Source organism: Lysinibacillus sp. JK80 (assembly GCF_027557635.1).
In the GTDB taxonomy this organism is placed as follows: Bacteria; Bacillota; Bacilli; order Bacillales_A; family Planococcaceae; genus Lysinibacillus; species Lysinibacillus capsici.
The window spans coordinates 52,759-76,988 of sequence record NZ_CP058997.1 but is presented as its reverse complement, the minus strand read 5'-3'; the positions used below and the strand labels follow the sequence as shown (position 1 = coordinate 76,988).

Below are 24,230 nucleotides of genomic sequence, written 5' to 3'. Positions count from 1 at the left end.
CCTATAGCCCAAAACTACGGCATAGTGGACCAACTAGTATGTCAATTAACTTAATCCCAATAAAAGGAGCTATAATACCACCTATACCATAGACTAATAAATTTTTATTCAAAAGTTTTGTAGCACTCATTGGTTTATACGTTACTCCCTTTATTGCAATTGGAATTAACAAGGGAATAATGACTGCATTAAAAATTAAGGCAGAAATAATCGCACTTGTTGAAGAATTAAGTTTCATTATGTTTAATGCGCTCATCTCAGGTACAGCCACCATCAACATAGCAGGTATGATGGCAAAATATTTTGCTATATCGTTAGCGATACTAAATGTTGTTAAAGCGCCACGTGTCATCAGAAGCTGCTTCCCTATCTCTACAATTTCAATAATTTTAGTTGGATTTGAATCTAAATCAACCATATTAGCTGCTTCTTTTGCTGCATTTGTACCTGAATTCATTGCAAGCCCAACATTGGCCTGCGCTAACGCTGGTGCATCATTTGTACCATCACCAGTCATTGCTACTACCTTCCCTTGTGCCTGTTCATCCTTAATGACTTGAATCTTATCCTCAGGTTTGCTTTCTGCGATAAAGCTATCTACTCCAGCTTCCTTTGCAATGGCTGCTGCTGTAAGTGGATTATCTCCTGTACACATAATGGTTTTAATCCCCATTTCACGAAGCTGTTCAAAACGTTCCTTTAGTCCAGCCTTGACAATATCCTTTAGATAAATAACGCCTAAAATTTTATCATTCAGTGCTACGACCAGAGGCGTCCCCCCTACTGTAGATACTTGTTGAACCAGCAACTCTAGATTTGAAGGAATACTGTACCCTGCCTTCAAACTCTCTCTTTTTATCGTATCATAGGCACCTTTTCGAATTTTTGTGCCATCTACCCTATCCAAGCCACTCATTCGTGTTTGTGCAGTAAAGGGAATATGTTTACTTGTCTGGATAATACTTTTTTCACCGTCCGTATTCACCCCTAATTCGCAAGCAAGCGATAAGATAGATTTTCCCTCAGGTGTATCATCTGTTAGAGAACTAAGCCATGCAGCTTGCATTAACTCTTCACTGGAAATTCCTTTTACTGGTAGAAACTCAGCTGCCATTCGATTGCCATATGTTATCGTGCCAGTCTTATCTAAGATTAATGTATCCACATCTCCACAGGCTTCCACCGCTCTCCCAGACATTGCGATGACGTTAAATTGTGTTACCCTATCCATACCTGCAATACCAATTGCGGATAATAATCCACCAATCGTTGTAGGAATTAAACAAACTGTAAGTGCTATTAATGTGGCGATAGAAATTGGCACATTCAAATAAATAGTCATTGGATAGAGGGACACTACTACTAACAGAAAGATAATTGTTAAACTTACTAGAAGTGTATTAAGGGCTATTTCATTTGGTGTTTTTTTACGGCTAGCCCCTTCAATTAGCGTAATCATTTTATCCAGAAATGATTCGCCAGGCAATGAAGTAATTTCAATCATCAACCAATCACTCGTAACCGTCGTACCACCCGTAACGGATGAAAAATCGCCACCTCGTTCTTTTATAACAGGGGCAGATTCACCTGTTATTGCCGATTCATCCACAGTAGCAATGCCATCAATGACTTCCCCATCATTTGGAATTACCTCTCCAGCTTGAACTAATACAATATCTCCTTTTTTTAGGTCATTGGCCTGTTTAAGGATTTCCGTACCATCATGAAGTAACACACGAGCCTGTGTCACTGTCTTTGTTTTTTTTAAAGTTTGAACTTGTGCTTTACCTCTTCCTTCTGCAATTGACTCTGCAAAATTAGCAAATAGAATTGTAACAAAAAGTAGGATAGCAACTATTCCATTGTATAATCGAGCATGTTCTTCTACTATACTCCCAAACATATTTGGAAAAAGAACTAATAGCACCACAAACAAAAATCCTACTTCTACAACAAACATAACAGGATTTTTTAGCATATAAGTGGGACTAAACTTTTTTAAAGCGTCTATCATTGCATTTTTCAGCATCTTACTTGTCAAAAAACTCTTTCTTACTGTTTCCATATGCTCACTCCTCCATTAAGAATAAAGTTGTAAATGCTCTGTAATTGGACCAAGTGCTAAAGCTGGTAAAAATGTTAAGGCACCAATCATTAAAACGATAGCCACTAGTAAAAAAGTAAAAGTAGTATTATCCGTTTTTAATGTTCCTATTGAATCACTGTGCCAAAATTTTTTGGCAAGTAGTGACGCAATCGCAAGTTGAATGATAATGGTTAAATATCGTCCAAAGAACATTGCAAGTCCTGTTGTTACGTTCCAAAATGTGGAATTATCTGCTAACCCTTCGAACCCTGAGCCGTTGTTGGCAGAAGCTGAAGCAAATTCATATAAAACCTGTGATAATCCGTGAGCACCTGGATTCGTTATGCCTGCTATTCCTGTTGGTGTTACAACTGCTAGTGCTGAAAATAGCAAAATAATAGCCGGATGAATTAAAATGCATAGAGCAATTAATTTCATTTCTTTCTCTTCAATCTGTTTACCTAAAAACTGAGGAGATCGCCCAATCATTAAACAGGCAATAAAAATTGTTAGTAGAACATACATCATCATGTTCATCAGGCCGACCCCTTTACCACCAAACACAACATTTAGCATCATATTAAACATCGGTACTAGACCCCCAAGAGGCGTCAATGTATCGTGCATATTGTTAACAGATCCTGTTGTAAACGCAGTAGTGACAGTGGTAAATAATGCTGATTGTACTACACCAAAACGCATTTCTTTTCCTTCCATGCTCCCTAGCTCCTGTGTTATACCGAGTTCACTTATAATTGGATTACCAGCCTTCTCTGCTATGTACACAGTCACTAATCCGAGTAGAAACAATATACTCATTGCTGCAAAAATAGCTAAACCTTGTTTTCCAAAAATAGTTTTCTTTTTTCTATAAGCAATCATCAAACTAAAGGCAACTACACAAGCGCCCGGCAATAGCATCATCGATAACATCTCCACTATATTTGAGAGAACGGTTGGATTTTCAAAAGGTGTTGTTGAATTGGCTCCGTTAAAGCCCCCACCATTCGTACCTATATGCTTAATCGATTCTAGAGAAGCGACAGGTCCAAGTGCAATATCTTGTAATTTTCCTTCGATCGTTTGTACTGTTTTATTTGCACTTAAGGTTTGTGGTGTCCCTTGAGATACTAAAATAATGGCAACAACGATGGAGATAGGCATTAAAATACGCGTAATAACACGAACAAAATCAATAAAGAAATTCCCAATAGTATCTGTTTTCGCAACAAGGCGACGACAGAACGCCATACAAGCTGCATAACCAGTAGCTGCAGATGTAAACATCATGAAGATAATGACTAGCATCTGTGATAAATAACTGAGTCCAGACTCACCGCTATAATGTTGAAGATTTGTATTGGTTATAAAAGAAATAATCGTGTTAAATGATAGTGTAGCTTCCATACTGCTAATATTATTTGGATTTAAAAACAGGAATGCTTGAATGCGCAACAAAAAATATCCAATAAAAACCATAACTGCATTTGAAAGTATTAATGAAAGTACATATTCTTTACCATTCATATCTACTTGTTTAATGCCACACAATTTATAAATTACTGCATCAACTTTGTCTAGAATAGGATCAAGCCATGTTTTTTGATGTAATGTTACCCGATATAGATAATGCCCAGTTAAGATAACGAGCGGTAAATAAATAATTAATACTATGGCTATTTGCCACATAGTGCATTACCTCCTAACAGCCTTTAATAATTTTCAGGACAAAGTAATGCATGCCCTAGATAACCAAACAAGAATACAAGTACAATCCCGATAAAAATCCACATTCCTATCTCCTCCTTATTGCTCATCCACTAGCTTGAAGCACCATGTAGTTAATGACAAAAGACTTCCGAAGCTTATCAGTAACAATACAACCATATAAAAGTCCATCAATAAAATAACCCTCCTTCATTTAGGTTGTTTTCATCATACTGACTTTCAAATTAATGTAGTGTTAGGAAATCTACTTTTCTATTAAGAAAGCATAAAGAGGCAAAATCTTTATACTTTCTTAATGGGAGTTAACGCTATAATACAAATGAGGTGAACGAGGATGGAAAATACACGTCCAACTCCTGAGATGTTTTTAGCAAGACTTCAACAGGAGCAACAAATTTTAGGGAATTTAAAAATCTTTCTCGGTTATGCTGCTGGAGTAGGTAAAACTTACGCAATGTTAGATGCAGCACATCAAGCTCAAAAATTAGGTAAAGATGTGGTGGTTGGCTATGTAGAACCACATCCTCGTCCAGATACGTTAGCTTTACTAGAAGGGCTTGAGCAAATTCCGACGAAAAAAATAACCTATAGAGGAAAAGCTTTTTATGAATTAGATATTGATGCCGTATTGCAGCGCAAACCAGAAATTGTTCTTATCGATGAATTGGCACATTCCAATGTACCAGCAATGCGGCACAAGAAGCGTTTTGGAGATGTTGAAGAACTACTGTCAAAGGGGATTCATGTTTATACAACTGTAAATATTCAACATATTGAAAGCCTTCATGACTTAGTAGAAGAAATTACTGACATTAAAGTACGAGAGCGTATCCCTGATTACTTAATTGATCAAGCATCTCAAATAAAAGTTGTAGACATTGAACCAGATGAACTAATACAACGCCTACAAGAAGGTAAAGTTTATGCAAAACAACAAGCGGAAAAAGCACTGCATTCTTTTTTCCGTAAACAAAATTTAGTGTCATTACGAGAAATCGCATTACGTAGAGCAGCGGATACAATCAACTATAAACAAATAAACAACCATGAATCTGTCAAACACCCTGTACAAATTGAAGAACACCTACTAGTTGGTATCAGTAGCTCTCCTACAAATGCAAAAGTTATTAGAACCACTGCAAGACTTGCACAAGCATTACACGGTAAATTTACTGCTCTTTATGTACAAAACCTGCAAGAGCAAGAAGGAAGTAGTGCAAATTCAGAACGATTACAACAACACATTAAACTTGTTGAACAGCTTGGCGGCCATGTCGTCATTGTTCAAGAAGACGACGTAGCAGCAGCCCTTGCTAATTATGCTCAAATTAGTGGGGTCACGAAACTTGTTATCGGACGAACAAGTATGAGGAAAAAATGGTGGCGACCAAGCACAAAAATAAGTGACCGCCTGAATGAATTTGTTCCGAACTTAGCCTTACACATAGTACCAGATCAAGAAAATGAACCATTTTATTTTCCTAGTATTAGTAATAAATTATCATTTGAATGGCTTGATTTGTTCAAAATGTTTATCGTATTTTGCTTCATATCAATTGTCGGCTTGTATCTATATTCAATTGGTATAAGCGAGTCAAACATCATTACAATTTACATTTTAGGGGTCCTCATCCTTGCTATTTGGTCAACTGGATCGATGATGAGTATTATTAACTCCATTATTGCTGTCTTACTTTTTAATTACTTTTTTACAGAGCCTCGATTTTCATTTGATGCTTATCATCGTGACTATCCAATGACATTTTTTATCATGTTTATCTCTGGCGTAATTACGAGTAGCTTAACAAAGAAGATAAAGGAGCAAACCATTATAGCCATTCGTAAATCTTATCGAATGGAGGTGCTCCTTGAAACAAATCGTAGGCTTCAACATGCTAAGTCTATTGAAGAAATAATAGTTGAAGGCATGTCTCAAATTGTTAAATTAGTAGAAAAGCCTGTACAATTTTTCGAAATAAATAACCAGGTAATTGAGAAATCATCTTTCTTTCGTACTGAAACAATGTCTAGTAGTGAAAATCAAAAAATAGCTGTACTTTTCGATAATCCAAATGAATGTGGTGTTGTTAGTTGGGTTACAAATAATAGGCATGTAGCAGGTATATCTACAGACATCTTTCCTGAAGTGAACGCTTATTATATACCTGTTATTTCTAATGGAGATGTGAAGGGTGTTATAGGTATTGCCCTATCTAAAGTTTCCCCATTGCCTGCATTTGAGCGCAATATTTTGCACGCCATTATTAATGATTTTTCATTCGCTTTGGATAAATGGTATTTACAGAAACTTAATGAGGAAGTAGCGCGAGAAGCTGAAATGGAACAGATGCGAGCTAACCTTTTACGTGCAATCTCTCATGACCTTAGGACACCACTCACTGCTATCTCTGGAAATGCAGATATCTTACTTAACAATGCACCATTAATACCAGAGATTGAAAAAAATAAATTGTATGAAGATATTTATAAAAATTCAAAATGGCTTGTACAAATGGTTGAAAATTTACTAGCTGTATCTAAGTTAGAGGATGGGCAATTTGCGTTAGAAATGCAAATTGAACTAGTAGAAGATATTATTCAAGAGGCACTTTCCCATGTTATTCGTCAAAACAATACACATAAAATATCTTATGAAATTAAACCTGAGTTTTTATTTGCTTTAATGGATGCTCGACTCATCATACAAGTTTTCATTAATATCATCGATAATGCATTGACTTACACCCCACCAGGTAGTGCCATTACGATCATAGTGAAAGAATCAGATGGATTCGTAAGTTTTAGTATTTCTGACAATGGGCCTGGAATCGATGACGCTTTAAAAAGTAGCTTGTTTGAGCCATTTACAACTGGAAAAGTACAACGCAGTGATAGTAGACGTGGTCTTGGTTTAGGCTTAGCACTCTGTCAAACAATTTTAAAATTACATGGTAGCAGCATAAACGTTTCAGATAATAAACCGCAAGGAACGATTTTTAACTTTTCGCTGAAAAAAGGAGTAATGAAATTTGATGAGTAAAAGAATTCTAGTAGTTGAGGATGATGTAGCAATTGCCAATTTAATTAAAATGACATTAGCGACAAACCATTATGAATTCGACATTGCACGTGATGGTAATAGTGCCCTTCAAAAGGCTCTTACCATAAAACCTGACGTTTTTATTTTAGATTTAGGTCTACCAGACATAGATGGCGTAGAACTAATCACAAAAATTAGAAGTTGGAATCAAACACCAATTATCGTCGTAAGTGCTCGTGGAGAAGAACATGATAAAATTAATGCTTTGGATGCAGGTGCAGATGATTATGTAACAAAGCCATTTAGTGTGGAAGAATTATTAGCAAGAATTCGGGTTGCCTTAAGAAGAATGGCCTATGAACAACCACTTGAAAAAGAGAATCCCATTTTCACAAATGGTTATCTTCAAATTAATTATGTTGATCATACAGTATTTGTAAATGGAAAAGAAATACATGTGACGCCGATTGAATATAAACTTTTAATTGTTTTATCCAAAAATGTTGGGAAAGTTCTAACACATAATTATATTTTAAAGGAAATCTGGCAAAACGCTCTTCAATCAGATGTTCCAAGTTTACGAGTTTTTATGGCTACACTTCGAAAAAAAATAGAAGTTAATCCAGCACAGCCCAAACTTATTCAGACACATGTACGGGTAGGCTACCGAATGCTTCGCTATCATGAAGAGGATGAATGAATATGGAGCCTAAGGTCTAGCTGTATTTGGACTTCTACTTTACAAATTCCATATTACATTTTGCTTTTATGTAGCTTTATTGAACCCTCCTATTAGCCTTTGCATATCATAGCTATAGTCAGGTATGTCATCAATGAAAAACAAGTAGAAAGGAGATCATTATGGTATTTCGACCACCTTATCCATACCCAATGTATCCGGGTGGCATGAGAATGCCCATGCCCATGCAAACACCTCCACAGATGTCGCCACAGTCCTTTTTCCCGCCTGGAGGCTTCCCTGTTCAACCACGAATTCCAGGCGGCTTTCCAATGGCTAATGGAATAGGTTCATTTGGAGGGCAAATGCCGATGCCACCTGTGCAAGAAGCTTCGAAAGTCGGTTCATTTTTACAGCAAGCCAACAGTTTATTTAATACAGCCAAAACCTATACCCCTTATATCCAACAAGCTATGCCGATGGTGAAAAATATTCCATCACTTTTAAAATTGTATAAAGGATTCCAAGGACTTCCTTCCGCTGGCGGTGGAGCAACAGAAGCAGCAGGAAGCGATAGTAAGGCTGCTGGAAGTAGACGGTCATCTAGGCAAAGTGCATCATTTACGCCTCCCGAGCCACTTCCATCTAAACCACGTATTTTCCAACCACCAATGTAAATGAACGTTTCTTTGTATTCACTGTCACTGTCCGTTATAATGTAGATAGGTAAGCTTGAAAGGAGTCACAACCACCATGCAAGTATTAAAAATTAATCCACGTGGCTATTGCTACGGTGTTGTGGATGCGATGGTGATCGCTCGTAACGCCGCACTTGATAAAACATTACCAAGACCTATCTACATCTTAGGGATGATTGTGCATAATAAACACGTCACAGATGCGTTTGAAGAGGATGGTATCATCACGTTAGATGGTGATAACCGCCTAGAAATTATTGAACAAGTTGAAACAGGTACTGTCATTTTTACAGCACATGGTGTTTCACCGGAAATTCGTGAGATTGCGAAGCGAAAAGGCTTAGTGTCCATTGATGCTACATGTCCTGATGTAACAGTTACCCACGATTTAATTCGTGAAAAATCAGCAGAAGGCTATGACATTATTTATATTGGTAAAAAAGGACATCCCGAACCAGAGGGTGCTATTGGCGTTGCCCCGGATCATGTCCACTTAGTACAGTCTTCTAACGATATTGATGCTTTACAATTAACGAATGATAAATTACTTGTCACAAATCAAACGACAATGAGCCAATGGGATGTCGCCCATTTAATGGATAGTTTAAAAGAAAAATTCCCACATATTGAGGTACACAAAGAGATCTGTTTAGCTACACAAGTACGTCAAGAGGCTGTTGCACAGCAAGCAGGTGAAGCGGATTTACTTATTGTTGTAGGTGATCCTAAATCCAATAACTCGAACCGCTTAACACAAGTTTCTGTAGAAATTGCAGGAACACCATCCTATCGAATTGCAGATGTTTCAGAGCTAAAAGTAGAATGGTTAAAAGGTATCAACATCGTTGCTGTAACAGCAGGTGCTTCTACGCCAACACCAATTGTAAAAGAGGTTATTAACTTCCTTGATCAATTTGATGAAAATGATCCATCTACACACGAGATTAAGCGTACAGTAACACTAGATAAAATTCTGCCAAAGATTAAGACACCAACACCTGTTGATAAAATCATGCCTTATTAGTTAATCGCAAAAAATCCTGATTGTTATTATGACAATCAGGATTTTCTTTATTTACTAAAGTAATAGTTTATAGGACGACCAATGCCACCATAATGGACATCCATTGTGATTTCCTCTTGTTTTTCAAGGTAATCTAAATATCTTCTAGCTGTTACGCGGGCAATGCCAATTCCACTGGCTACTTCTTCCGCTGAGGCACCATCCACCGATTGTAAAAAGTGCACAACCTTTTCAAGTGTTGTACGATTAAAACCTTTTGGGAGATTTTTTTCGGATTTCAATGTAACAGATTGATCCAACATAGTTTGTCCATCACGATAATGAAATAACTGATCTAATTCTCCCTGTGTGAGCTCTCGTTCTGTTTGAGTTTGCTTGTTAAAGCGTAAATAATTGTCAAGTGTCCCTTTAACACGTTCAAAAGAAAAAGGCTTCATAATATAATCAAAAACACCTAGATGCAGTATCTGTTTCACTGTCTCCATATCATTTGCGGCCGTCACGGTAATAACATCTACTGGTAGATCGAGCTCACGTATTTTGCGTAAGCTTGTAATACCATCTTGCTCTGGCATAAAAATATCCATAAAAACTAAATCAGGCTTCAGTTGACAAATTTGCGTAATGCCTTCTAACCCATTAGGTGCCTGTCCAACCACTTGAAAATGCTCTACCTTTTCAATAAATTGACGATTTACCTCTCGTACCATTGGATCATCCTCAATTAATAATACTCTAATCTGTGCCACTGCTAGCCCTCCATCCATTATGAATAATAAAAGGTGATTAAAAAACTTGTTCCTTTGTTAGGCTCACTGATGACTTCGATGTCACCCTGCCCTTTTTCGACAATTTCCTTTATTAAAAATAACCCTATTCCACGGTAGTTTTTCTCTTTTGTAGAATAACCATTATCAAAAATGTGCTGCTTGACCTCTTCCGTCATGCCAACACCATTATCGGTTACTAATATGGCTAATACGTCATCATCTTCATCCACAGAAACATGAATCACCTTCTCCTCGACCTGTACATCCTTTAATGCATCAAACGCATTTTCTATCAAATTACCAAAGAGAATGACGAAATCATGATGATCCAAATTAGCTGGAAATGATGTAAATCGGCTTTCACGGTCAATTTCCAATCGAATTCCTTGTTCCTTCGCATAGGAAATTTTACTGAGCAATAGCCCAGAAATATTTTCATTTTTTATTCGTTCGTTTAAAAAGTTAGTGATTTCATCATGCTCTTCCTTCACTTGTGTTAAGTAAGAAAGTGCCTGTTCATGATGACCTAGCTGTAAAAGACCCGCTATCGTATGCAGTTTATTTTTATGTTCATGTGTTTGTACACGAAGGGCTTGGACAAATGCTCTAACGCCTGTTAATTCTTCGGCAAGCTTTTTCACTTCCGTACGGTCTTTAAACATGGCCACTGCCCCAACAGTTTCGCCATTCACCTGTATCGGAATTCGATTACTCATAATACTATGATTATTAATATACAGCTCACGATTAAATAACGGCTGATCCAGCTCTAAAATTTCAGGAAGTCGTGTATCTGGCAAGACATGAAAGATTTTCTGTCCAATCAATGTAGAGGGTTTTTCATAAACGCCTAAGATATCACAGGCTTTTTCATTAAAAATCGTAATGGTCAAATCATTATCGATAGCAATGATGCCTTCGTGCATGGCATTAAACGTTTCTGTACGTTCTACATACATTTTGGCAATTTCATGCGGCTCTAACCCAAACATTTGCTTTTTCATATGAAGCCCCAATGTTCGTGCTCCCCATACACTAAATAGTAATGATAATAGAACAGTAACCATTAGTTCAGTTTGCATTGTTTGCAGTAACTCCACTACCGTAAGAACACTGTACCCTACTACTGTAACACCTATTTGTTGTCCTTCATGGTTCATAATCGGAACAAACGCACGAACCATATTACCGTGTTCTCCACGTGCAATTGACGTATAGTAATGCTCTGAAAAAGCGGCGTTTAAATCTCCAGATTGAGATATTCGACCAAGTTCCTGGCTATTAGGATGGGAATATTTTCGTCGTTGCATATCAAGAACAACAATATATTTTGCCCCATTGATATCACGGATTTCCTCTACAACAGGATTAATATGCTGTACGGCATCATAGTAATTTTCACTAGCAATATATGTTTTTATTTCAGGAAGCTGAGAGACGGTTTTTGCTACAAGGAGTGCTTGATCACTTAGTTTGGTCTTTTGCTCATTCATGACAAAACCTAACAAAAAAGTACCGCCAATGCTAAAGGAAAGCATGAGAATAAAAAAAGTCAGAGACATAATTTTTCTTTGCATGGATAACTTCTGAAATTTCAACTGACCGCCTCCCTCCTACTATATTTTAGCTTACTCCATATGTTAGAATAACAAAAACATCAGAAAATACGAATTAATTGGGTGTATACAATGAAAAAATTTATTATTGGTACGATTATAACTGTGCTTGTGTTAATCCTCACTATCAGTGTTCAACAAGGATTACTATTCGCCAAGCCACTTCCCTATGATGATGAGCAAAAGGGTTTAGACACACAGATAACAATTCATTTAAGTCATGTCGTCGCTGAAAATACCCCTAAAGGCCAAGCTGCCAACAAATTTGCTGAGCTAGTAGAAGAAAAAACAAACGGGAAGGTCAAAGTACATGTCTACTCCAACTCCTCTTTATTTAATGATGAAAATGAATTTCAGGCATTGCAAAAGGGAGAAGTGGAAATGATCATCCCTACTTTTTCTAAAATGACAGCTTATGTTCCTAATTGGCAGGTGCTTGATTTACCCTTTCTGTTTAATACAAATGAGGAAGTAAAGGAAGTCCTAACGGGTTCTATTGGTGAACAATTGGTTAATGAGCTAGAGCCGTTCCATATTAAAGGGCTTGGCTTTTGGTACAATGGGTTTAAGCATCTAACCTCTGTTGAGCAGCCTATTCATAACTTTGAAGATTTACAGGGCTTACGAGTGCGTACGATGCCAAGTAAAACATTAGAAAAGCAATTTGAAGTGGTCAAAGCAACACCTATACCTATTTCTTTTAGTGAGGTCTTTTCGGATTTAGAGAAGCATGCAATAGATGCACAAGAAAATACCGCTTCTAATATCTATTCAAAGGGTTTTTACAAAGTACAAAAGCATATGACTATCACTCAGCATGGGATTTTAGGCTATGCTGTGTTAATGAATGAAACCTTTTGGAATTCTCTACCTATCAAAATTCAGCATCAGTTGTTGGATGCTATGAAAGAAACAACCGATTGGCAATTTGAGCAGGCTGAACTTATGAATGAACAAGATATGGACAAGCTGAAACAGCTAGATGATTTTGATGTGTATACAATGAGTCCCCAAGAAAGACAGCGCTTTAAGGAACAACTTGCACCTGTTTATGATTTTTATAGAGCCCATATTCAAAACGATCAAATCTTAGCAGAGATTGAAAAAATCGTTGATCCCTAATACTTTTGTTCATTAATGAAAAATCCTTACAAAACGTAAGGATTTTTTCTATTGTATTATAATAGATTCGCGAATCTCATAACTACTATAAAACAGCTTAAAACCCTTGATATTACTAGCCTTAATACCCCTTTCTCTCAGAATGAACAAAATGAACAATACAACCATTACGGTCATAAACACTATTGTCGGAAAATTTCAGCTATGATAGCCATATGAAAGCGTTCACACAATATTCATAGATGTTGTAGGGGGAGAACTATATGCGGATAAATTTTAAAAACTTAACAGTACAAGTATTGATTGCCATTGTACTAGGGATTATCGTCGGAGCAACATTCCCAGAATTCGGGGCAAAGCTCAAAATCTTGGCGGATATATTTATTAAACTTATTAAAATGTTAATAGCACCAATTATCTTCTTAACAGTCGTAATCGGCATTGGTAGCATGGGGGATGTCAAAAAGGTTGGTAAAATTGGTGGAAAAGCTTTAATTTATTTTGAAATTGTTTCAACTTTTGCCCTTGCAATTGGCTTAATCGTTGTCAATATTGTTCAACCAGGTAAAGGTTTTAATACAGATGCAGCAAGCGGTGCTGATGTTTCACAATATACAGAAGCAGCGGCGGCAGAGCATGGTTTAGGTGCATTTGTTATGCAAATTATTCCTGAAAATGTAGTTGGTGCTTTAGCAAATGGTGAATTATTACCAGTCTTGTTCTCAGCTGTTTTATTTGGACTAGCTGCGGCGGCGATTGGAGAACCAGCTAAACCTGTTATTAAATTTTTCGAGCAAGTTGCAGATATTTTCTTTAAAATCGTTAACATGGTGATGAAAATTTCTCCTATTGGGGCGTTTGGTGCCATGAGTTATACAATCGGAAATTTTGGACTTAAATCATTAGGAAACTTAGGATTTTTAATGCTATCTGTTTACATTACAATGTTCATTTTTATTGTTGTGATCATTGGATTGATTACCCATTACTTTGGCTTTAGTATTTTTAAATTTATCAAGTACATTAAAGATGAAATCTTTATCGTTATCGGAACATCTTCATCTGAATCTGCATTACCTTCCATGATGCGTAAGCTTGAAAACTATGGTTGTTCAAAGCAAGTGGTTGGGCTGGTGATTCCTACAGGCTATTCATTTAACTTAGATGGAACATCCATTTACTTATCAATGGCTGCTATCTTTATTGCGCAAGCCTATGGTGTGGATTTAGATGTTTGGCATCAAATTACGTTATTAGCCATCTTAATGCTTACTTCTAAAGGGGCAGCTGGTGTAACAGGCTCTGGCTTTATTACACTTGCAGCAACATTAGCAGCCTTCCCGATGATCCCAGTAGAGGGGATTGCCCTTTTAATCGGCGTAGATCGTTTCATGTCAGAAGCACGTGCAGTTACAAATCTAATTGGTAATGGTGTAGCAACAGTGGTCGTGTCAAAAATGGAAAAAGAATTTGATACAGAGCAGGAAAAGCGTGCTCTATCCGGTCATACCCAAATGTCATAAAATGAACAGGCTGCTGAAAGCGGAAATAATTTGCTACTTCAGCAGCCTGTTCTTTTATTTATAAAGAGGCAAGTAGATAAAAACACCGTAGAGCTAGTTTCTTGAAACCTCATCGACTACCTACTCGTATAAATAATGACTGGAGGTTTCTTTATGACAACTTTTACACTTACCTATCCGAAGGGCTTTAAAAGCTTCACTGATATTCCAATCGTGAATGAACAGAACGAAACAGTATGTGTACTTCAAAAAATGGAGCGTACCTCTGCTGGTAAAGTACTGAATGCTGTCTTGCTGGTAGCTGCACAGCAAACATTACCGTACCGTTATGAGACACGAACTACATTAGGTGCATCACTTTTTCAAGTACAATCTACCCTGTTAACAAAAGGAGTCAGCCATCAAATTGTTATGCCTGATGGCAGCTTGATACCCATTCAACGGAAAACAGTGCAATTATTAGAATCCTCTTATTCATTTACAATGGACGATTTAGAATTTCGTTTTGAAAAGGATTTTACCTCTACTGCTTATTTATATTGCAATGATGAAAAGATTGCGAGTGCAAGCTCTATTGAGACTGAGCTAGTACAGATAGGTATACAGTTTAAGCTTTTCCATGCGGATGATATGCGCTTTGTTGCACTCCTAGCAACTCTTTATCAAGCTCTCTTTGCAACAACTACATAGCTACTTTAAACATGTCAAAGGCATCGAGCATTAAAATCTCGATGCCTTAATCCTATGTTATTTTTCTACACAGCTAATTTATTTTTTCTCGTTGGGCATTTAATATGTTAATAACATAGGAAGCATTTTGTGATGCTTTTGCTTGTACAATCTTCTTGATGGCTTCTTCCATCCTTAAAGCTAACTCAAGTGCCTCATGCGTAGCGCCCTTAATCGTTGTTTGTATGGTAATGGTTGTTCGATTTTCAATAACTAAATATTCATATACGTCAAAAGCTTCTAAGCCCGCAATTAAATCTTCCATCAAAAGGTTCATATCATCCCCCATTATCTTGTTGTTATCAAGCAAGGAGGTAAACTCCCATCTTTCAAAAACTATGGGATAGTCCTTTAAGGGAGACGTTTTTAAAGCATTTTTTGCTATGGATTCCATATCTTTTTTAATTGACTGGAAATAGTCTTCTCCGCCTACAACTTGGATTACTAATTCCTTTTCTTCCGTCGTTTTAACGTCAATGCCGACATACTTTTCAAGTAGCTTATCCTTCAATCGAACCAGACTCAACTCTTCATTTGTTATAAGCGATTGAGCCTCTTTATTTGCTTCTGACCTTTTCTCTCCTGCAAATCTATCAAATAGGACCAACATAGATATAATGACTACCAACAGTCCGATGACAAGCCCAAACCGTTTACCCATTGAATCCCTCCTGATAGGAAGGTATGTCCCCTTTTACTACAATATTCGCTTTTCTAGTTTGAAACAGCACATACTTTTCATATTAAAATGCAGTGTCCCTACAGTATCTCCACTTTTCATAATGGAATTTGTATCGCTTATTTTTCCCTATATATTCCGGGACGCGAAATAAATTTGCTTTGTTTTGTCCTTTCTGTGTCATGCTTCTCAAAAAGGAGTACACTTAAGAAGTAGTAATTCTATCATTATGGAGGGTTTTATATGGCATCAAAAGCAGCGGATATTAAAAATATACTAACATTAAATCTGCTTGTACAAATCTTAGAGGAACGTGGCATTATGACAGATAAAGAACTAAAAGAGCGTCTCACCAATACAGTAAAACTATCTTCGATGGAGAATGATTTAAAGGAAAAAGTCCTTGAAGAAATCAAACATTAATGGATTTTACCTCATCAAAAAACGACCGCTTTCTGAAAGCGGCCGTCTGAATCAAAACTTTAAGTTTAGGATCGAATTGTTTTCAAAGCAGTTGACCATGGCACAAGCTGATCTAACATTTGATGAACTGAATCTGCTTGCACCTCTTTTGGTTTAAAGACAGAGCCGTTTTCAAAATCAGTAAATAATGATAATGCTGGATGTACTCGAACATCTGCAACTAGCAATTCTCCGAGAATTCCTCGTAGATGCTCTGCTGCACGCGCACCTCCAACAGAACCATAAGAGACGATACCAGCAGCTTTATTGTTCCATTCAACTCGTAAATAATCTAATGCATTTTTTAATGCACCTGTAATAGAGTGATTGTACTCAGCAACAATAAAGACAAAGCCGTCACAAGCTGCTACTTTTTCTGACCATGCAGCTACCCCAGAAGTATCTCCACCTGGCTCCCCTAAAAATGGTAATTTAAATTCAGCGATATCAATTATTTCATATTCCGCATCACGACGTTTTTCCGCAACTTCCTTTACCCAAGCTCCAACTTGTGGGCTTACACGACCTTCTCGCGTACTTCCTAAAATAATACCGATTTTTAACATATGACGCCTCCTCTTATCATCCATTCTTGTGACTCCATCACGATTTATCGTACGTGTTCGCCACTCGTAACCATTTTGGTCAGAAAAATATCCCTTTATTCATCACCTGTTAATTAGCTCTGAATAGTTAGAATTGAATTATCTCTAATTCAAGATTAAGGTATCATCAACCATTCTTTCCTGTCAAATATTTAATCTAGAGGGATAAAGAGGATTATTTTGTTTTAATGGGCTGCTCCAATGCCTCTAATTCCTCTTCAATAGAGGCGTATTGTCTTTCCACAACATACTTGGCATCTGACAAGGCAGCATTATAAATATAGGGGGCAATATGCTCCTTGATAAAATCTAACATACGTTCAGCTTCAAATTCACTAATGTCTTCATCACGCTGATTATAAAAAAAACGTTGAATATCAGCAAGAATCATTTCCTGCTGATCTTTAGATAAACGAATAAACAAGACAACTCTCTCCACTTCTGTTAATCAATTTTATCTACATCTTATCACTGTTCATAGATTCCTTGCATTCAAAAAGGCTGAAACACTAGTACTGCTAGCGTTCAGCCCCATCTCATTGTTTACATTCAAATGAGTAGCTAGTGGATAAAAAGTTTTTCTCCTTTGCTACAATTGCTTGTCCACCATCATCTTCACATTGCTGTGTCATTGCATCGATTTTCTTATCATTGACCATATTGGTCATCACCGTCATACCAATACCAAAAACAACGATGAATAAACCAATCATGATCCATAGCTTGCCTGCTTTATTACCAGCTGGTCTTTCATTAGCCATATTAGTTCCCTCACTTATACAAATAAAAATGGTTCTGTATGGATCGTTGATTGGATGAATTCAACCAAATATTTTTTATCCTCACATAGTTCAGCCATTTTCTTTGCTACTCCTGCAATCATTACCTTTTCTACATGATGACCAGGATCTACTATTTGCAGATCAATGGCTTGTGCGTCCTGAGCTGTATGGAAGTACATATCGCCTGTTAAGAAAACATCAGCTCCTGCACGTTTTGCCGCATAGATATATTTATTACCATCTCCACCAACAAGCGCAACCTTGCTGACCTTCGATTGTAAATCACCCACTACACGCACAGCTGGCACATCTAGTTGCTGTTTAACGAATTCAGCAAATTGTTGTAACGTCATGTCCTTTGTTAAGTAACCTACACGCCCTAATCCCATCACATTTGTTTGCTGCTCAAGACGTATCACATCATAGGCAGGCTCCTCATAAGGATGACTAGTAAGCACGGCCTTTAACACGCGGCCTTTAATGGATTCAGGAAAAACAACTTCTACCTTTACTTCTTCCTCCACATGTAATTCACCTACAGAGCCAACGAACGGATTAGCTCCTGCTAATGCACGGAACCGACCTTCTCCAGTCGTTGTATAACTACATGCTTCATAGTCGCCTATACGACCCGCCCCAGCTTTTGCAAGCGCCTCACGTAATGCTTGTGCATTAGCAGTTGGTATAAAGACTGCCAGCTTCAACAAATTCTCAGCATACGTTTCTTCTAATATTGACCGGTTTTTTAGCTGTAGGGCATCTGCTAATAAATCATTTACCCCACCTTCGGCTACATCTAAATTTGTATGAGCGGCATATACAGCAATATCGTGTTTAATGAGCTTTTCATATAAGCGCCCTGCTGGATGATCTGTGCGGATATTCGCTAGGCGTCTAAAGATTGGTGGATGATGTGCGATAATCAGCTCACAGCCTTTTTCTATTGCCTCATTTGCCACGGCTTCATTGACATCTAACGTCACCAAAACTTTACTTACAGGTTTGTTGAGGGTCCCTATCGCTAGTCCAATTGGATCATTGTCCATACAAGCTAGTTTTTTGGGCGACCATGCTTCGAACACTTGAATAACTTCTTGGCCATTTACCGTTTTCATCTTACAAAACTCCTTCTACTAAATGTATCAGAGCCGTTAACTCTGCACGCTTTTCTTCAATTTCAGGTGTTTGTTCTGCTCCTTCAATGGATTGTAGTACACGTTGCCAATTGTCTTTTTCACGCAACCATTTTTTCGTAAATGCTGGTGATTTACGCAGGCTTAGCTTAGGTCCAAACAAAATCTCTGCTGTAGAGAGCTCCATTTGCCCTCTTTGTAACACAAGGATTTCATAGATTTTATCATCTTCCTCTAAAATCTCTTCATCAAGAATCGCCCATTGATGTGCTAAAGCCCACTCACGGATAACCTTGGCGTGAATATTCGGCTGTAGGATTAGACGTGTGACACCTTGAAGCTTTTCTGGATGCTTCTCTAGAATGGAAACAATTAATGGTCCACCCATGCCAGCTATTGTCACCGTATCCACATGGTCAGCTTCTTCTATCGCTGCTAAACCGTCTGCAAGGCGTACTGTAATTTTTTCAGTTAAGTTTTCCTTCTGTACTTGTCCTACCGCCGATTCATAAGGTCCTTTTACAACTTCCCCTGCTATGGCATATGAGGCAGTCCCTTTGTGAATTAAATAGCATGGTAGATAGGCATGGTCACTACCAATATCCGCCATGACTGCTCCTGTAGGAACAAATTTCGCTACTGCTTCTAATCGCTTTGAAAGTTTTTGTGCGTTCATTTTTATACCGCCTATCTTCAATAGAGTCCATTAATAGTATGGATGATGTCGTGAAAAAAAACAAATGGAGTTGTCTCACATTTCTATGTGGACAACCCCATCTTCATGATGCTTAAATCTAAAAAGTAGCTGTACTATTTCAGTACAGCTACTTGTCAGTTTTACTATTCTAAAGTAGAAATGTATTCAGCGATTGCTTTTGCTTCCTCTTCAGTTTTCATGTTTGGTTGCATTGGAGTACCTTCGATACCCTTTGTTAAAACTTCTACGATATGTGCTTCATCTAAGCCATGTAGATTTGGACCCATACTACCAGTTAAGTCACCACCATGACAACCGATACAAGATTGTACTAGTGCTGAACCATCAGCTTCTGCATCTGTTGTTTCTGTAGTAGTTTCGCCACCACCCTCATGTTCAGCAGCAATTTCTTTCTTGTTATCTGCACCTTGTAAAGACATGAAGAAAATAAGACCAATACCAAATGCCAGAATTAAGATGTAAGGAACGACTGGATTGTTTTTCATAAGTTTCCCCTCCTCATTTTAAGTCTACTTCTATTATAATATAGAATCAGTCAACATCTAATATTGTACTTCATTAACAAAGAAACGAAAAGCCCTATTCGCTAAGTTTTCCTTTGTTTGTAACAAATTCGACATTTCTGTATCTATTGGATAAAATATGTCTTGCCAACATCCAAAATTGGTCAAATTTATCCTTTTATACAATTTCTTTTTCATTATATTTATGCTGTTATCATACCCTTTTCACTCATTCATATACCCAAAATTAAAAAATCTGTACGTTTTTAATTAGCGTACAGATTTTGAATCTTATGAGGTAAAAACTTTAACATGATACTGACCCTATTATAGATAAATTGTCACAAATTATGGTTTTATATAAACACTAAAGTTCAATTAAGTTTCTAACCTGATTTAGTAGATGGAGTTCCTTGTACATCGATAGAAATACCATTTGCTAAATCAGGATAAATTTATGATATAGTACCCAACTAGTGCTATTAATCCTAAAGCACCTGAGACTGTGAAATATAGAAGTTTCATTTTAATACCTGACAACAGCCAAATGACACAATTTGCTGCAATCAAGCAAAATAAAACCGTATTATTTCCACTAAAATATGTAGTACAAATGCGGATCGACATACTAAATAACAGGATGGCCGCTAGTACATGAAAAATGGGAGCTAGTAGATGTTTTTTTCGAGCCATTTGCCACGCAGCAATAAATAGGATGCATGCGCCTACTCCCACGATTACTGTAAAAATCAATGTTAAAGATTGCATTGTAAAATAGAGTGCCAAAACAGCCATTATGGCGATACATAGACCCACTACCAATAGGATCATTTTTCTTTTTTCTGATGGCAAGACCGCTTGTTTAGGATGTTGCACTGGTTCTAACTCCTCTATGTCAGCCCCCTCCGTATAAAGAGCTGCTAAAAAGTCACAATAGTGCTCAGGTAAAAGTTTATTTTGCTTCCAAAACAAAATTTCATTAAGGATTATTTTTTTGCGAGGATTTGTCATAGTGTTAGCTCCAAACATTGCTTAATAATGGTTGTATTACAATTTTATCTCACACTATTTGAAAACACATCTGTATAAAGTCGCAAATCTAGCATTTCCCTCATTCTAATTATCTATGATTGCCTAACATCGATAGGTGAATAGCAGGGCTAATTTCTTTTTGTTGACTTTTCAATTCTATAAAAAAGGAGCTATACCAATTAGTCATTTTCTCACTACTTGGATAGCTCCAGCTATTTTAAATTTTATTCTAAGAAGTCTTTTAAACGTTTACTACGAGAAGGATGGCGTAATTTTCTTAGTGCTTTCGCCTCGATTTGACGAATACGTTCACGCGTTACGCCAAAGACTTTCCCAACCTCTTCTAATGTACGTGTGCGACCATCGTCTAACCCAAAACGTAAACGAAGTACGTTTTCCTCACGGTCTGTTAACGTATCTAGTACATCTTCTAATTGTTCTTTTAACAGTTCATAGGCTGCATGGTCGGAAGGAGATTGTGCTTCTGAGTCCTCGATAAAGTCTCCTAAATGGGAATCATCTTCTTCTCCAATTGGTGTTTCAAGAGATACTGGTTCTTGTGCAATTTTTAAAATTTCACGTACTTTTTCAGGTGTTAAATCCATTTCTTCTCCAATTTCCTCTGGAGAAGGCTCACGACCTAAATCTTGTAAAAGTTGACGTTGTACACGTATTAATTTATTAATGGTTTCGACCATATGAACAGGAATACGAATCGTACGCGCTTGGTCAGCGATTGCGCGTGTAATCGCCTGACGAATCCACCATGTAGCGTAAGTCGAGAACTTAAATCCTTTACGATAATCGAATTTTTCAACAGCCTTAATAAGACCCATATTTCCTTCTTGAATTAAATCAAGGAATAGCATTCCACGACCAACATAGCGTTTTGCAATCGATACAACTAGACGTAAGTTCGCTTCCGCTAGGCGTTTACGCGCTTCCTCGTCCCCTTGCTCAATACGTTCAGCAAGTGCAATTTCTTGCTCAGCAGATAATAAATCTACTCGGCCGATTTCTTTTAAATACATACGTACAGGGTCATTGATTTTAACACCTGGTGGCACACTCAAATCATTTAAGTCGAAAGTTTCTTCGTTCGCTTCTTCTTTCATTAGACTTTCTTCTTCAAATTCTTCTTTTCCAATGATTTGAATATCTTTATGCTTTTCAAGATCCTCAGCAAAATGGAAAATTTCTTCGTTTTCCAATTCATAAGGTGTTAGTTTCTCTGAAATTTCTTTCATTGAAATTTCACCCTCTGTTTTTGCTTTTTCTTGTAGGAATTTTTTTGCATCATCTAATGTAATTTCTACTTCTATCTCTTTTGAACGTTCTGACTTGTCCGCCATAAACCTTCCTCCTTCTAAACAACCGAATCGGGTTAAATCGCCGATAACGATTTTCTTAAATGAATAATCTGTTGGGCGATTTCAAGTGCACGTGCATACTCATGCATCTTCTCCGCTTCCTTTGACTCATGCATCTTTTGATAAATTTCTTGCTCAATTCTATATTTTTGAAGCTGACGGATAGAGTCCATAACCTCTGCCTCTGCTTGATCAGGATCTCGCTCCACTAATGCCGCTTCCATGACAATTTTTCGTAATTCAGCGTCATCCAAAATTTCCACAAAACGTTGATAATCAGGATGACCATACTCCTCATAAAATCCAACTAAGCGAACAAAAACTGCCATATAGGCATCTCGTACAAATGGCTCTTTTTGCTCACTACGTAATACCCTGTCCACTACATCTATATTATGAAGCATATGAGCCAGTAATAAACGTTCGGCACGTTCGGCTGCGTCCATAGGCTTTTGTTGTTGCGTGACTGGCATTGAAGGTATCTGTGTAGGCATTTCTACTTTAGCAGAACGTACCTGATTAGCCTCCAGTTTTCGGAATTGGGCATAAATGGCTTCTTCCGAGATGTTTGTTTCATTTGATAGCTGTCGTATATACAAATCTCGTTCAACTGGTGAAGATCTTCCCACTAGCTGCTCAAGAACTTCTTGAATATATTGAAGCGTATCATTTTCAAATTGAAAGTTCTTATTGCGTCTAGCATGCATCATCATAAAAGCAATATACGCATGAGGTTTTTCCAAAATTTGTTCCTTAAATGCTTGTCCACCTAAAGTGTGAATGTATTCATCAGGATCTAATTTTTCTGGCAACACGGCAATATCGACTTTCATTCGCTCTGTATGCAGTAGCTGCGCCGCTCGTTTCGCTGCATCAAATCCAGCATTATCACCATCATAGCAAATCGTAATTTGCTCTACTAAGCGCTTTAGCTTTGTGATATGCTGATTTGTTAACGAAGTACCCATTGTCGCAACAACATTCATGACACCTACAGAGTTGGCTGCTAAAACGTCCATAAATCCTTCCATCAATACTACTTGACGATTTTTTCTGATAGAAGTTCGTGCTTTATCTAGGTTATACAGCACTTCACTTTTTTGGAAAATTGGTGATTCTGGACTATTTAAATATTTTGCTTCCTCACCATTGGATGAAAGGATACGTCCTGAGAAGGCAATAATTTTACCATTCTCATCTCGAATAGGAAACATGATACGTCCTCTAAAACGATCAAAATAACGCTCTTCTCCCTCTCTTTTGATGATTAAGCCACTTTCGGCAATTTCTTGTAAGTTATAACCTTTTCTTTCAAGCAATATTGTTAATGCATCAAAGCTTGGGAGAGACCAACCAATGTTATTAGATTCGATAAGTTCCCTTGTAAATCCTCTTTCTAGCAAATAATTTAAAGGTTCTTCACCATCTTCTGTATTCAACAGTAAATGATGAAAAAAATCTGCTGCAAAAGCGTGTGCTTCTTTCATCCTTTCTTCCGCTTTAGATATCTTTTTCGTTCCTCCAGGGAAACTTGGCTCAACATCTAAGTGTATGCCAACACGTTCCCCAAGTTTCACAACTGCATCAGGAAAAGAAATGCCTTCAATATCCATTACAAAAGTAATGGCATTGCCCCCTGCACCACAACCAAAGCAATGAAAAATTTGCTTGTCTGTAGATACAGAAAAAGACGGTGTTTGCTCTCCATGAAATGGACAGAGACCAAACCAATTTCGCCCACGCTTAGTAAGCTGCATGTATTCACTAATAACATCAACGATATCTGATTGTGTGCGAATCTGCTCAATTACTTCTTCTGGAATCTTCCCTGCCAAATCCATCACCATCTTTAATATTTGCGTTCTAGAAACACAATTCGCTATTCGTTTTAAAATTCCTTTATTTCTCGACAAAAAATTAGGATTTTTCTC

Annotated in this window: 22 protein-coding genes; 8 read left to right on the top strand and 14 right to left on the bottom strand. The window is 37.4% G+C overall.

Annotation, left to right across the window (positions count from 1 at the left end; all coding sequences use genetic code 11):
* Position 1: 1 nt before the first annotated feature.
* A complete protein-coding gene (gene kdpB / locus HXV90_RS00385) occupies positions 2-2,065 on the bottom strand; it encodes a potassium-transporting ATPase subunit KdpB (protein ID WP_269898093.1) in 2,064 nt (687 codons plus the stop codon).
* Between the two features lie 15 nt (positions 2,066-2,080).
* Complete coding sequence (gene kdpA / locus HXV90_RS00380; RefSeq protein ID WP_269898092.1) at positions 2,081-3,775, bottom strand: potassium-transporting ATPase subunit KdpA; 1,695 nt, start codon at positions 3,773-3,775, stop codon at positions 2,081-2,083.
* 373 nt (positions 3,776-4,148) lie between these two features.
* On the opposite strand from kdpA, the gene HXV90_RS00375 reads away from it, so the two are divergent.
* The 4 genes from HXV90_RS00375 to HXV90_RS00360 all read left to right on the top strand — a co-directional run bounded on the left by HXV90_RS00375 (position 4,149) and on the right by HXV90_RS00360 (position 9,255).
* Entirely contained in the window at positions 4,149-6,854 is a 2,706-nt protein-coding gene (locus HXV90_RS00375; RefSeq protein WP_269898091.1) for a sensor histidine kinase, read from the top strand.
* A complete protein-coding gene (locus tag HXV90_RS00370) occupies positions 6,847-7,554 on the top strand; it encodes a response regulator transcription factor (RefSeq protein WP_004227221.1) in 708 nt (235 codons plus the stop codon). Before HXV90_RS00375 ends, HXV90_RS00370 begins: the two co-directional genes overlap by 8 nt.
* 161 nt (positions 7,555-7,715) lie before the next feature.
* Positions 7,716-8,210 (top strand): VrrA/YqfQ family protein, encoded by a 495-nt coding sequence (gene vrrA / locus HXV90_RS00365; protein WP_004227219.1) that lies wholly within the window; start codon positions 7,716-7,718, stop codon positions 8,208-8,210.
* A gap of 76 nt (positions 8,211-8,286) precedes the next feature.
* On the top strand, positions 8,287-9,255 hold the full coding sequence (locus tag HXV90_RS00360) for a 4-hydroxy-3-methylbut-2-enyl diphosphate reductase (RefSeq protein WP_048392210.1): 969 nt from the start codon (positions 8,287-8,289) through the stop codon (positions 9,253-9,255).
* A 47-nt stretch (positions 9,256-9,302) separates the two neighbouring features.
* On the opposite strand, the gene HXV90_RS00355 is transcribed toward HXV90_RS00360, so the two are convergent.
* Positions 9,303-10,004, bottom strand: coding sequence for a response regulator (locus tag HXV90_RS00355; RefSeq protein WP_016993520.1), 702 nt, complete (start codon positions 10,002-10,004; stop codon positions 9,303-9,305).
* A gap of 17 nt (positions 10,005-10,021) precedes the next feature.
* A complete protein-coding gene (locus tag HXV90_RS00350) occupies positions 10,022-11,602 on the bottom strand; it encodes an ATP-binding protein (protein ID WP_048392208.1) in 1,581 nt (526 codons plus the stop codon).
* A 111-nt stretch (positions 11,603-11,713) separates the two neighbouring features.
* Here HXV90_RS00350 and HXV90_RS00345 point away from each other — a divergent pair, with 111 nt between their 5' ends.
* The 3 genes from HXV90_RS00345 to HXV90_RS00335 all read left to right on the top strand — a co-directional run bounded on the left by HXV90_RS00345 (position 11,714) and on the right by HXV90_RS00335 (position 14,976).
* Positions 11,714-12,763 carry a TRAP transporter substrate-binding protein gene (locus HXV90_RS00345; RefSeq protein ID WP_048392207.1) on the top strand — a complete coding sequence of 350 codons (1,050 nt, stop codon included), beginning with the start codon at positions 11,714-11,716 and terminating at the stop codon, positions 12,761-12,763.
* Between the two features lie 263 nt (positions 12,764-13,026).
* Positions 13,027-14,286, top strand: coding sequence for a dicarboxylate/amino acid:cation symporter (locus HXV90_RS00340; protein WP_066036441.1), 1,260 nt, complete (start codon positions 13,027-13,029; stop codon positions 14,284-14,286).
* A 153-nt stretch (positions 14,287-14,439) separates the two neighbouring features.
* Positions 14,440-14,976, top strand: coding sequence for a tubby C-terminal domain-like protein (locus tag HXV90_RS00335; RefSeq protein WP_269898090.1), 537 nt, complete (start codon positions 14,440-14,442; stop codon positions 14,974-14,976).
* Between the two features lie 73 nt (positions 14,977-15,049).
* Here the strand turns inward: HXV90_RS00335 and HXV90_RS00330 are convergent, their stop codons facing one another.
* Complete coding sequence (locus HXV90_RS00330; protein WP_066036443.1) at positions 15,050-15,676, bottom strand: hypothetical protein; 627 nt, start codon at positions 15,674-15,676, stop codon at positions 15,050-15,052.
* 261 nt (positions 15,677-15,937) lie between these two features.
* Here HXV90_RS00330 and HXV90_RS00325 point away from each other — a divergent pair, with 261 nt between their 5' ends.
* Positions 15,938-16,117 carry a hypothetical protein gene (locus HXV90_RS00325; protein ID WP_054550103.1) on the top strand — a complete coding sequence of 60 codons (180 nt, stop codon included), beginning with the start codon at positions 15,938-15,940 and terminating at the stop codon, positions 16,115-16,117.
* A gap of 65 nt (positions 16,118-16,182) precedes the next feature.
* Here HXV90_RS00325 and HXV90_RS00320 read toward each other — a convergent pair whose 3' ends face one another.
* From HXV90_RS00320 to dnaG, 9 genes are all read right to left on the bottom strand, one after another.
* Positions 16,183-16,722, bottom strand: a complete 540-nt coding sequence (locus HXV90_RS00320; protein ID WP_048392202.1) for an NADPH-dependent FMN reductase — start codon at positions 16,720-16,722, stop codon at positions 16,183-16,185.
* Positions 16,723-16,936: 214 nt separating this feature from the next.
* Positions 16,937-17,185 (bottom strand): DUF2164 domain-containing protein, encoded by a 249-nt coding sequence (locus tag HXV90_RS00315; RefSeq protein WP_048392201.1) that lies wholly within the window; start codon positions 17,183-17,185, stop codon positions 16,937-16,939.
* Positions 17,186-17,297: 112 nt separating this feature from the next.
* A complete protein-coding gene (locus tag HXV90_RS00310) occupies positions 17,298-17,522 on the bottom strand; it encodes a hypothetical protein (protein WP_048392200.1) in 225 nt (74 codons plus the stop codon).
* A gap of 14 nt (positions 17,523-17,536) precedes the next feature.
* A complete protein-coding gene (locus HXV90_RS00305; protein ID WP_269898089.1) occupies positions 17,537-18,658 on the bottom strand; it encodes a Nif3-like dinuclear metal center hexameric protein in 1,122 nt (373 codons plus the stop codon).
* Position 18,659: 1 nt separating this feature from the next.
* On the bottom strand, positions 18,660-19,352 hold the full coding sequence (locus HXV90_RS00300; protein WP_048392198.1) for a tRNA (adenine(22)-N(1))-methyltransferase: 693 nt from the start codon (positions 19,350-19,352) through the stop codon (positions 18,660-18,662).
* A gap of 164 nt (positions 19,353-19,516) precedes the next feature.
* Positions 19,517-19,879, bottom strand: a complete 363-nt coding sequence (gene cccA, locus HXV90_RS00295) for a cytochrome c550 (protein ID WP_016993532.1) — start codon at positions 19,877-19,879, stop codon at positions 19,517-19,519.
* Positions 19,880-20,341: 462 nt separating this feature from the next.
* Positions 20,342-20,908, bottom strand: a complete 567-nt coding sequence (locus HXV90_RS00290; RefSeq protein ID WP_004227167.1) for a hypothetical protein — start codon at positions 20,906-20,908, stop codon at positions 20,342-20,344.
* A 245-nt stretch (positions 20,909-21,153) separates the two neighbouring features.
* The gene (gene rpoD / locus HXV90_RS00285; protein ID WP_004227165.1) at positions 21,154-22,281 is read right to left on the bottom strand and encodes an RNA polymerase sigma factor RpoD; all 1,128 of its coding nucleotides are present in this window, start codon (positions 22,279-22,281) and stop codon (positions 21,154-21,156) included.
* Positions 22,282-22,313: 32 nt separating this feature from the next.
* The gene (gene dnaG / locus HXV90_RS00280; protein WP_081011013.1) at positions 22,314-24,146 is read right to left on the bottom strand and encodes a DNA primase; all 1,833 of its coding nucleotides are present in this window, start codon (positions 24,144-24,146) and stop codon (positions 22,314-22,316) included.
* Positions 24,147-24,230 lie beyond the last annotated feature (84 nt).

Bases quoted from the DNA above. Each gene is read 5' to 3' on its own strand.
- HXV90_RS00370 (WP_004227221.1), top strand. From the start codon at position 6,847: ATGAGTAAAAGAATTCTAGTAGTTGAGGATGATGTAGCAATTGCCAAT.
- vrrA (WP_004227219.1), top strand. From the start codon at position 7,716: ATGGTATTTCGACCACCTTATCCATACCCAATGTATCCGGGTGGCATG.
- kdpB (WP_269898093.1), bottom strand. From the start codon at position 2,065: ATGGAAACAGTAAGAAAGAGTTTTTTGACAAGTAAGATGCTGAAAAAT.
- HXV90_RS00305 (WP_269898089.1), bottom strand. From the start codon at position 18,658: ATGAAAACGGTAAATGGCCAAGAAGTTATTCAAGTGTTCGAAGCATGG.
- HXV90_RS00335 (WP_269898090.1), top strand. From the start codon at position 14,440: ATGACAACTTTTACACTTACCTATCCGAAGGGCTTTAAAAGCTTCACT.
- HXV90_RS00290 (WP_004227167.1), bottom strand. From the start codon at position 20,908: ATGACAAATCCTCGCAAAAAAATAATCCTTAATGAAATTTTGTTTTGG.
- HXV90_RS00300 (WP_048392198.1), bottom strand. From the start codon at position 19,352: ATGAACGCACAAAAACTTTCAAAGCGATTAGAAGCAGTAGCGAAATTT.
- HXV90_RS00325 (WP_054550103.1), top strand. From the start codon at position 15,938: ATGGCATCAAAAGCAGCGGATATTAAAAATATACTAACATTAAATCTG.
- HXV90_RS00320 (WP_048392202.1), bottom strand. From the start codon at position 16,722: ATGTTAAAAATCGGTATTATTTTAGGAAGTACGCGAGAAGGTCGTGTA.
- HXV90_RS00345 (WP_048392207.1), top strand. From the start codon at position 11,714: ATGAAAAAATTTATTATTGGTACGATTATAACTGTGCTTGTGTTAATC.
- HXV90_RS00360 (WP_048392210.1), top strand. From the start codon at position 8,287: ATGCAAGTATTAAAAATTAATCCACGTGGCTATTGCTACGGTGTTGTG.
- HXV90_RS00330 (WP_066036443.1), bottom strand. From the start codon at position 15,676: ATGGGTAAACGGTTTGGGCTTGTCATCGGACTGTTGGTAGTCATTATA.
- kdpA (WP_269898092.1), bottom strand. From the start codon at position 3,775: ATGTGGCAAATAGCCATAGTATTAATTATTTATTTACCGCTCGTTATC.
- HXV90_RS00375 (WP_269898091.1), top strand. From the start codon at position 4,149: ATGGAAAATACACGTCCAACTCCTGAGATGTTTTTAGCAAGACTTCAA.
- rpoD (WP_004227165.1), bottom strand. From the start codon at position 22,281: ATGGCGGACAAGTCAGAACGTTCAAAAGAGATAGAAGTAGAAATTACA.
- dnaG (WP_081011013.1), bottom strand. From the start codon at position 24,146: ATGGTGATGGATTTGGCAGGGAAGATTCCAGAAGAAGTAATTGAGCAG.
- HXV90_RS00350 (WP_048392208.1), bottom strand. From the start codon at position 11,602: ATGCAAAGAAAAATTATGTCTCTGACTTTTTTTATTCTCATGCTTTCC.
- cccA (WP_016993532.1), bottom strand. From the start codon at position 19,879: ATGAAAAACAATCCAGTCGTTCCTTACATCTTAATTCTGGCATTTGGT.
- HXV90_RS00310 (WP_048392200.1), bottom strand. From the start codon at position 17,522: ATGGCTAATGAAAGACCAGCTGGTAATAAAGCAGGCAAGCTATGGATC.
- HXV90_RS00340 (WP_066036441.1), top strand. From the start codon at position 13,027: ATGCGGATAAATTTTAAAAACTTAACAGTACAAGTATTGATTGCCATT.